The organism is Roseiarcus sp., assembly GCF_052145395.1.
Taxonomy (GTDB): Bacteria; Pseudomonadota; Alphaproteobacteria; order Rhizobiales; family Beijerinckiaceae; genus Roseiarcus.
The window spans coordinates 1-8,032 of record NZ_JBKQOT010000058.1; the positions used below are offsets into that span (position 1 = coordinate 1).

The following is an 8,032-nucleotide window of genomic DNA, read 5'->3' on the forward strand; positions in this document are numbered from 1 at the left end:
AGCCGCAGCACCAACTCGATCAACTGCTCCTTGCTCAACTGCTGCAAATCACTGCGGTCCATCGCTCCATGGATTCAGACATCCCGCCCCGTGGCAAGGGGCAAGAGGCAAGAGGGTGGGTAATTGCAGAGGCGGATGGCGAGGCCTGAAAGGCGCCGGCCGCGGGCAGAGCACGCCGCCGGTCGCGAGACCCGACGTGAGCGGAAGATGTGGGCGGCGAACGGCATTGCGGGTTCCGTTCAGGGTCATAGGATCACCGTACTCGGAATTCCGATTTTCCGCAAAACGGAGTTGATATTATTCTCTTGCAGGGAAACGCGGCGCCGATCGGCCTTTGGATTGACGCCGTGAACCCGGACAGTTCGATCGCCGTCTCGCTCAGGCGCCGCGAGGCGGACGAGCCCGACGCGATCCGCAAAACGTGTGCTTCAGAGCGCAGGGCCACTCACGGTTCCGATCGCCGAGGCCGGTTCGGCCCAAGGTGCGCCGATGGCGATCGAGGCCTGCCCGCCGAGCACGGGGGTCGTGAACACGTAAGCCGGACAGAGACACTGCCTAGCTGCCAAGCAATTCCCCAAACAACTCCCAACTTGAGCCATTGAACGAGGCAAGTTGCATTTTCCGTATCGGGTGGTAGTTGCTACTAGAAGTGCAGATTTTCACTCCAGGCAACAACATAGGTAGTTCTAGGCTCTTAATATTGGAAGCCTGATACATGATGTTCTTACGCGATAGGTCCGAGCCGCACTGCGCAAGCACGTGCACCATAGTCGCAGCCACGCCAAAGCCGTTTACGACCTTTGCATCGTCTTGTTCATTTTGCGACATGTATTTTTTGATGAACGCGGTATACAACATGAAACCGGCATCGTCCCTCCAGCGTGCGTCCGTCGGGTCCTTATCGTAGACAGCAGTGATTGTACCTTTTAGTTTCTCACGGCCCGACGGCGTCATAGTCGAGGAGATGGACTGAGAAACGCCCGTCAAGTATCGAACTGGCATCCAACCTATATCGAAGGTTTTGTTAATTGCCTGCTCCGCAAGTTCTTCTACAGCTACGATCATAAATGTGTCCGCTCCTGCCCGCCGTAGGGCCACGATCTGGGAATCGATCGTCGTGGCCCCGGTTTCATACGTGGCTGTTTCAACAATCATTCGGGCATGCTTGGCGCCAAGTCCCTCTTTCAGCCCAACCATATAATCTCTGCCGAAGCTGTCGTCTTGGTAGAGCACCCCGATCTTGGCGTCCGGCTTCGTTGCGAGTATTTGTTTACCGAAAATTGCTGCCTCAGTCTGATAACTTGGCTGCCATCCCATAGTCCAGGGAAAGCGTTCCTGGTCACCGAACATTTCGGCGCCGCTGGCGACGAAAAGCTGCGGCACTTCATTGATATTGAGGTAGGCGCGGATCGCCCCGTTGGTCCAAGTGCCGAGACTGTTGAAAATGAAGGCGACCCCTTCATACTCCACCAGTCGGCGGGTTTGCTCGACGGTCTTGGCCGGATTGTATTCGTCATCAACGCTTATGAGGCGGATTTTGCGTCCGTTCACTCCTCCTGATTCATTGATCATCGCGAAATAGGCGGCGTCGGTTTTGCCGATCACGCCATAAGCCGACAAGGGCCCACTATAGGGCATGGTCTGGCCAATCTTGATCTCAGTTTCCGTGACGCCAGGCGGGGTGTCCGCGCGGCTCGGCGAGGCGCCCCACGCCAAGCCCCCGAGGCTGGCGGCGCTCGACTGCAAAAAAGCGCGACGCGACACCATGGCTGCCCCAATCTTATTTCTTTTGGAGAAGGGATCGAGTCGACCAGCGCCTCCTCCATCCCTTCCCGGTGCACCACTCTATCACAAAGTTCGCTCCGACAATGTGACGCCGGTCACACCGCAGTGGCCTGGGACACCGCCGTGCCTAGGCAGCGTGTTTCTATCGATCGCTTGGCGTCCGCGCCCGAGGATGCTCCATACGGCGCGGTCGGCGAACTGCGGATCGATGACAGGCGCTGTCTCGCCCTACCGGAACCGACCAAGAACGGCAGCGACAGGTCCGTCTTGCCGCGTTCGCCAATCCGTCGCGGAATAGCCGCTCTTTGCGCAGCGCGGCCGTCCTAGCCCTTGGTGCGGGCGACGGCTTCGAGACGGCCAAACGAATCTTCGACCAGACTCATGTGATGGAACATCGCCGCGTGAGCGGCCGCTGCGTCGCATGCGACGATCGCCTTGAGGACGGCGGCGTGCTCGCGGTGAGACCGCGACGTCCGTCCCTCTGTCCGGAACTGGGCGCGCCGGAACGGCGCGAGGCGCCGCCTGAGCCCCTGGGCGAACTCGGACAGAATCTCGTTGTGCGCGCCGAAATAGATCTGGGTGTGGAAGTCGATGTTGGCGGCGGCGTAGGCGTCCTGTTCGTCGCGTAGCACCAGCTCCGCCATCGCCTCGTGCCGGCTCTGCAGACGGCGACGCTCGATCGGGGTCATGCTGAGCGCGGCGAGCCGGGCGCAGGTCGCCTCGATCTCGGCCATCGCGCCAAACAGGGTCTCGAGCTCAGCCGACGTCGCGGTCGCGACGCTCGCCCCGCGCCTCGGCCTGACGTCGATCAGCCCGGTAGAGGCGAGCAGCCGGATCGCCTCGCGCACGGGGGTGCGCGACACCCCGAAGCGCTCGGCCAGCGCCGTCTCGTCGAGCCGGAAACCGGGCGCGAACTCGCCGGACAAAACCTTTTCGGCGATCGAATCGGCCAAGCGTTCGGCCTGCGTCATCGTCTCGATTTCGCTGTCCCTCAAGACCTTGTCCCGACCTGTTGCGAGCCCGTTTCTTGCGCAGGCTTAGCACGCAATTTCAGCATACAAAATGACATTATAGGCATACGAAAACGCTCAATTGCATACATAATGAGGCGCACGAATTCCGCATGGGCGACAGGGAACCGGAGCCGATGGAGATCGCAGCCGAGCCTTATCCGTTCGTCCTTGCGCCCGCGCATTGCGCGCTCTTGATCATCGACATGCAGCGGATTTCCTCGAGCCCGGGGGTTTTGGCGAAATGCTCGGCAACGACGTGTCCGAGCTTCGCCGCACGATCGGACCGAACCGCCGCCTGCTGGCCGCATGGCGCTCGCACGGGCTGCACGTCCTGCACACCCGCGAGGGACACCGACCCGATCTGTTCGATCTGCCGCCGGCCAAGAAGAGCCGCGGACGCTCGAAGACATCCATCGGCTATCCGGGGCCGATGGGCCGCATTCTCGTCCGCGGCGAGCCCGGTCACGACATCATCCCGGAGCTCTATCCCGGGCCCGGCGAGCCGGTGATCGACAAACCTGGAAAGGGGGCGTTCTACGCCACCGACCTCCACGCCATGCTGCAGCACCGCGGCGTGAAACAGCTGGTCGTTACCGGCGTGACCACCGAGGTCTGCGTCAACACCACCGTCAGGGAAGCCAACGATCGCGGTTACGAGTGCCTCGTCCTCGAAGACTGCGTCGGTTCGTACTTCCCCGAGTTTCACGAGATGGGCCTGAAGATGATTAAGGCCCAGGGCGGCATCTTCGGATGGGTCACGACGTCTGCGGAGCTTCTCCGTCGCATGGCGTGACTCGTCCTCGGACAAGCAGGAAGGGAGCTTGGCGATGTCCAATCAGGCGGCGACGGCGAAACCCATGGAGCGCTGGTGGGTTCCGGGCGACTGGAACGCATTCTTCGGGTTCGGCACCAATATCCTCGTCAATATCCTGGTGCTGACGGGGCTTCTCCGATTCGTCCTGAAAATGCCCGACTCGCTTGTCTTCGGGAGGATTCTTCCCGCAACCGGCCTGATGCTTTTCCTCAGCACGGTTTATTACGCTTGGCTCGGCTATCGGCTGGCCAAGAGGACCGGCCGGAGTGACGTGTGCGCGCTGCGCTCGGGCATCAGCGTGCCGCATATGTTCGTTGTCACCTTCGTCGTCATGCTGCCCATTCTGGCGAAGACCAACGATCCCGTTCAGGCCTGGGAGGCGGGGCTGACCTGGGTGTTCGTCCAGAGCTTCGTCCTGATGGCGGGCGGTTTCATTGCGCCCGTCATACGCCGCATCACCCCCCGCGCGGCCCTGCTCGGCTCGCTGGCCGGCATCTCGATTACCTTCAACTCGATGCGGCCCCGCCTGCAGATCTTCGAGACGCCGCTGATCGGGCTCGTCTGCCTCGCCATCATCCTGGCGAACTGGTTTGGCGGCGTGCGCTATTATGGCGGCGTGCCCGGCGGCCTCGTCGCGATCGCGGCCGGGACGGTCATCGCCTGGGGCTCGAACCTGTTCGGCCTCGGCTATGGCGGCTTGAGCGTCGCGCAGATCGGCGACGCGGTCTCGCATTTCGGCTTCTCGTTTCCGATTCCGGCCTTCGGCCATGTCTTCCACGGCTTCCAGTATGTCGGCGTCATCCTGGTCACGGCCATTCCGTTCGGCATTTACGATCTCGTCGAGGCGATGGACAATGTCGAGAGCGCCGCGGCGGCGGGCGATCCGTTCCCGACGACGCAGGTTCTGACCGCCGACGGCGTGATCAGCCTGATCGGCTGCATGCTCGGCAATCCGTTCATCAATGCGGTTTACATCGGCCATCCCGGCTGGAAAGCGATGGGCGGACGCATCGGCTATTCGGCGGCGACCGGCGTCATGGTCCTGGTGCTCACCTGGCTCGGCATCGTCGCGCTCGCGTCGAGCCTCATCCCGGTCGTCGCGATCCTGCCGATTTTGCTCTACATCGGAATGCTGATCGGCTCTCAGGCCTTCCAGGAATCGCCGAAGGCGCACGCTCCGGCGATCATTCTGGCGATGATCCCGCAGATCGCCGCCTGGGGGAAGACGATGATCGACGGCGCGCTCGGCGCGGCCGGCACCAACGCGGCCGCAGTCGGAATGGCCAAGCTCGGCGCCGTGGGCATCCTCTACAACGGCCTCGGGACGCTCGGCGGGGGCGCCACGCTCGCCGGCATCATCCTCGGCGCCGTCACCGTTTTCATCATCGATCGGCAGCTCGAGAAAGCGGCCGCCTTCGCGCTGGCCGGTTCGCTGCTGACCTTCTTCGGATTCATCCACGGAGAGGAGATCGGCGTCGGCAAGTCGCCGATCGTCGCGCTGGGATATTTCGGCGTGGCGGCGATGCTGTTCGGCTTTGCCCGATACGCCCACATTGCGCCGGCTGCGCCGCAGGGGGAGCATGGCCACGGCGAGCTCGCGGCGCAGCCGGCGGAGTAGGGCGGCTTGGCCGGGGATCGGGCCCGGGCGTCCGGACGGCGACGGCGGCGCCGTCCGGATCGCTCCGATCACTTCGCCGCAGCCGCGCCGCGGCCCTCCCCGGGTTGGGGCGGCTGGCCTCCTTGTTGGAGCCGACGATCGGTCACACGGAGACTGCGGCGCGCCTGCGCGAGGTGCGATAGCCCGCGAAGGCGAGGCCGCCGAAGCCAAGCGTCGTCATCGCCCAGGTCGAGGGCTCCGGGACGGCGGTAATGGCGCCGAACAGACCGGCGCGCTCGCCGTCGATCCCGTCGGTGAAATAAAGCGTCAGCGGGCTTCCATTCTTGCCGCCCGCCCCGAACGTCAAGTCCCACAGGGCGCCCGACGACTGGCCCGCGCCGGCGTTGATGGCAATCGAGCCGACGAAGGCGTCGGTCACGGGGTTGAAGGCGTTGATGGCGCTGTCCTTGTCGCTGAAATTGCCGACCAGCAGGTCGCCGCCGAAGGCGCCGAAAGCCGACGGCGCGAGCACGACGCCCCACGGCGAGGCGAGCGGCCCGCCGACGATGGCGTTCTTCAGGCCCCCGCTCTCCGAGAAGACGGCGACGGCACCCTCGCCCTCGGCCGCCGTGGTCTGCGCCGCGTGGCCGGCCGGCGCGTAGGTCACGTAGACATTGCCGCCCAGGTCCTGCACGTTGAAGGGAACGAGGCCCAGCGCGCTGATCGCCGACGGGGTCGCAAAGGCGCCGGCGCCGAGCGTCACGGGATTGAAGGCGCTGTTGAAGACGTCGATCGCGCCGGCGCTGTCGTTGGCGGCGTAGAGCAGGGTCTGGGCCTGGTTCTTGGCCAGGCCGGTGAAGACGGCGCCCGGCGTCGTGTGCTGGACGATCGCGCTCGGGCCGCCGTCCCAGGCCGAGATCGCGCCGTTCAGATTGGCGAAGATGAAGTCGGCCGATTTGCCGTTTCCGCCGTTCCCGACCGGGAAGGACGAGGCGTTCGTGTTCGAGACCTGCCCGGTCGGCCCCTGGGGTCCGTTTCCCGTCGTCGGGATCGCGACCGTCAGCAGGTTTCCGCTCACGCCTGTTGCTCCGGTCACGGAGTAGAGGGTCGCCGTGTTGGTCCCCTGGTTCGAGATCCAGAAGGGGCTGGAAAAGGGCGTCGGACCGATGAACGAAACGCCCCAGGGGTTCACAAGCTGGGGGTCGGTGACCATGGCGAGGCCGGGGATATTGGAGACGAGATCGGTCTGCTGATAGGTGTCGGCCTTTGCGACTGCGGCGCTTGAGCAGAGCGCGCCAATCGCGATGGCGGACGGGATGAGGACGTCTAATACGGTCGATCGAGTCATGATGGTGCTCCCTTAAGACACGTTCCAGAACAAACAGACTGGCGGAGGTCAACTATGAACGACGCGCCCTTTGCTGGAGAGGGGACGCTTGACTGGCTTTGAACACCGGAGGGGCAGGAGCTATTCGTTCCTGATCGCGTCTGGTGTTCGCATTTCACAGGGATACAGTTCAAAAAACTGTCGTAATGCCGTCCAAATCCACTCTTCGACTTTGGATCTGCCGATTTCCGCAGACAGACGATCGGACGAGCCGCCTTCCGTCGTGGACGGGAGCAGGAGGACTTTCTTGCGGCTCTTTTTCGTAGGCCAGCGCGCCAATGCGTGGGGGAGAACAGCGCCATTCCCCCTCGGACCCGCGCGGACACACCGAAGCTTGTGCGCACTGACATTGGGCCGGCGGCATCTTGGCGCACAGATTACGTATTCGCACGGGCGTAAGCCACGGTTTACAGGGTAATGCCAGCATAGGCGTTGCTCCGACGAACTCTTTGGCGCAAGGATACGCAACCCGAATGAGGGCGCGGCGCGCCGGATGCTTGCGAACGAAGTCCAGCTTTAGCTGTAGGAGGCGCAGATGTCACAGACAGTAGCTGCTGCATTGGTCGACACGCTGGAAAAGATTGGCGTCAGGCACATATTTGGCCTCATCAGCGACTCGCTTAACCCGATCGGCGACGTCGTGCGCCGCAGCAAGATCGAATGGATCGGCGTCCGCCACGAGGAAGGCGCAGCGCTCGCGGCTGCGGGCCAGGCAAAGCTCACCGGTCGGCTGGGCGTCTGTTGCGGATCAACCGGACCGGGCAGCACCCATCTCATCGCGGGCCTCTATGAGGCCAGTCGCGACCATGCGCCGGTTCTTGCGATCTCCGGGGATATGCCGCGTCAACTGGAGGGTATCGACTATTTTCAGGCCACAAATCCCAACATGCTATTCCGTGATGTCTCGCTCTATACCGAGACCATTTCTTCGCCAGCACAGGCGCCAGCCATCATCCATCAGGCCATCGCCGCCGCCAATGCGGGCCGCGGCGTCGCGCATTTGACGGCGCCAGTGGACGTCCTCACGGCAAAGGTCGAAGGCAGCGTATCGAGTGTCGCCACGCTCAAGCCGCGACCCGAAATCGTCGCCAGCGAAGAAGACATTGCCGAGATGGCCCGTCGCATCGACGAAGCCGGCGGCAGCATCGTGATCATGTGCGGCGCCGGATGTCGTGGCGCAGCCGACGAATTGCGTGCGCTTTCCGATCGGCTCAAGGCGCCGTTGATCCATTCCGTCAAGGGCAAAGACATTATGCCCTATGACGACCCGCGCTGGATGGGCGGCATCGGCATGATCGGGACGAAGCCGGACTACCACGCCGTGATGCACTGCGATCTGTTTCTGATGCTCGGCGCCGACTATCCCTATTCGGAATTCCTGCCCCGTGAATGCGTCGTGATCCAGGTCGATGAGAGGGCGCGGGTGATCGGCCGTC

General features: G+C 63.2%; 5 protein-coding genes and 1 pseudogene. 3 read left to right on the forward strand and 3 right to left on the reverse strand.

Features of this window, described 5'->3' with window-relative positions; all coding sequences use genetic code 11:
• Positions 1-555: 555 nt before the first annotated feature.
• On the reverse strand, positions 556-1,767 hold the full coding sequence (locus ACLP25_RS01920; RefSeq protein ID WP_442467553.1) for an ABC transporter substrate-binding protein: 1,212 nt from the start codon (positions 1,765-1,767) through the stop codon (positions 556-558).
• Positions 1,768-2,108: 341 nt separating this feature from the next.
• Positions 2,109-2,780 (reverse strand): GntR family transcriptional regulator, encoded by a 672-nt coding sequence (locus ACLP25_RS01925; RefSeq protein ID WP_442467554.1) that lies wholly within the window; start codon positions 2,778-2,780, stop codon positions 2,109-2,111.
• A 128-nt stretch (positions 2,781-2,908) separates the two neighbouring features.
• Between ACLP25_RS01925 and ACLP25_RS01930 the strand changes: the two are divergent.
• Positions 2,909-3,591: pseudogene (locus ACLP25_RS01930) on the forward strand (cysteine hydrolase family protein).
• Positions 3,592-3,625: 34 nt separating this feature from the next.
• Positions 3,626-5,230 carry a regulator gene (locus ACLP25_RS01935; RefSeq protein ID WP_442467555.1) on the forward strand — a complete coding sequence of 535 codons (1,605 nt, stop codon included), beginning with the start codon at positions 3,626-3,628 and terminating at the stop codon, positions 5,228-5,230.
• A 142-nt stretch (positions 5,231-5,372) separates the two neighbouring features.
• Here ACLP25_RS01935 and ACLP25_RS01940 read toward each other — a convergent pair whose 3' ends face one another.
• Positions 5,373-6,557 (reverse strand): TIGR03118 family protein, encoded by a 1,185-nt coding sequence (locus ACLP25_RS01940; RefSeq protein ID WP_442467556.1) that lies wholly within the window; start codon positions 6,555-6,557, stop codon positions 5,373-5,375.
• A gap of 598 nt (positions 6,558-7,155) precedes the next feature.
• On the opposite strand from ACLP25_RS01940, the gene ACLP25_RS01945 reads away from it, so the two are divergent.
• A partial coding sequence (locus ACLP25_RS01945; RefSeq protein ID WP_442467557.1) for a thiamine pyrophosphate-binding protein occupies positions 7,156-8,032 on the forward strand: 877 nt, incomplete at its 3' end.

Bases quoted from the DNA above. Each gene is read 5' to 3' on its own strand.
- ACLP25_RS01940 (WP_442467556.1), bottom strand. From the start codon at position 6,557: ATGACTCGATCGACCGTATTAGACGTCCTCATCCCGTCCGCCATCGCG.
- ACLP25_RS01920 (WP_442467553.1), bottom strand. From the start codon at position 1,767: ATGGTGTCGCGTCGCGCTTTTTTGCAGTCGAGCGCCGCCAGCCTCGGG.
- ACLP25_RS01935 (WP_442467555.1), top strand. From the start codon at position 3,626: ATGTCCAATCAGGCGGCGACGGCGAAACCCATGGAGCGCTGGTGGGTT.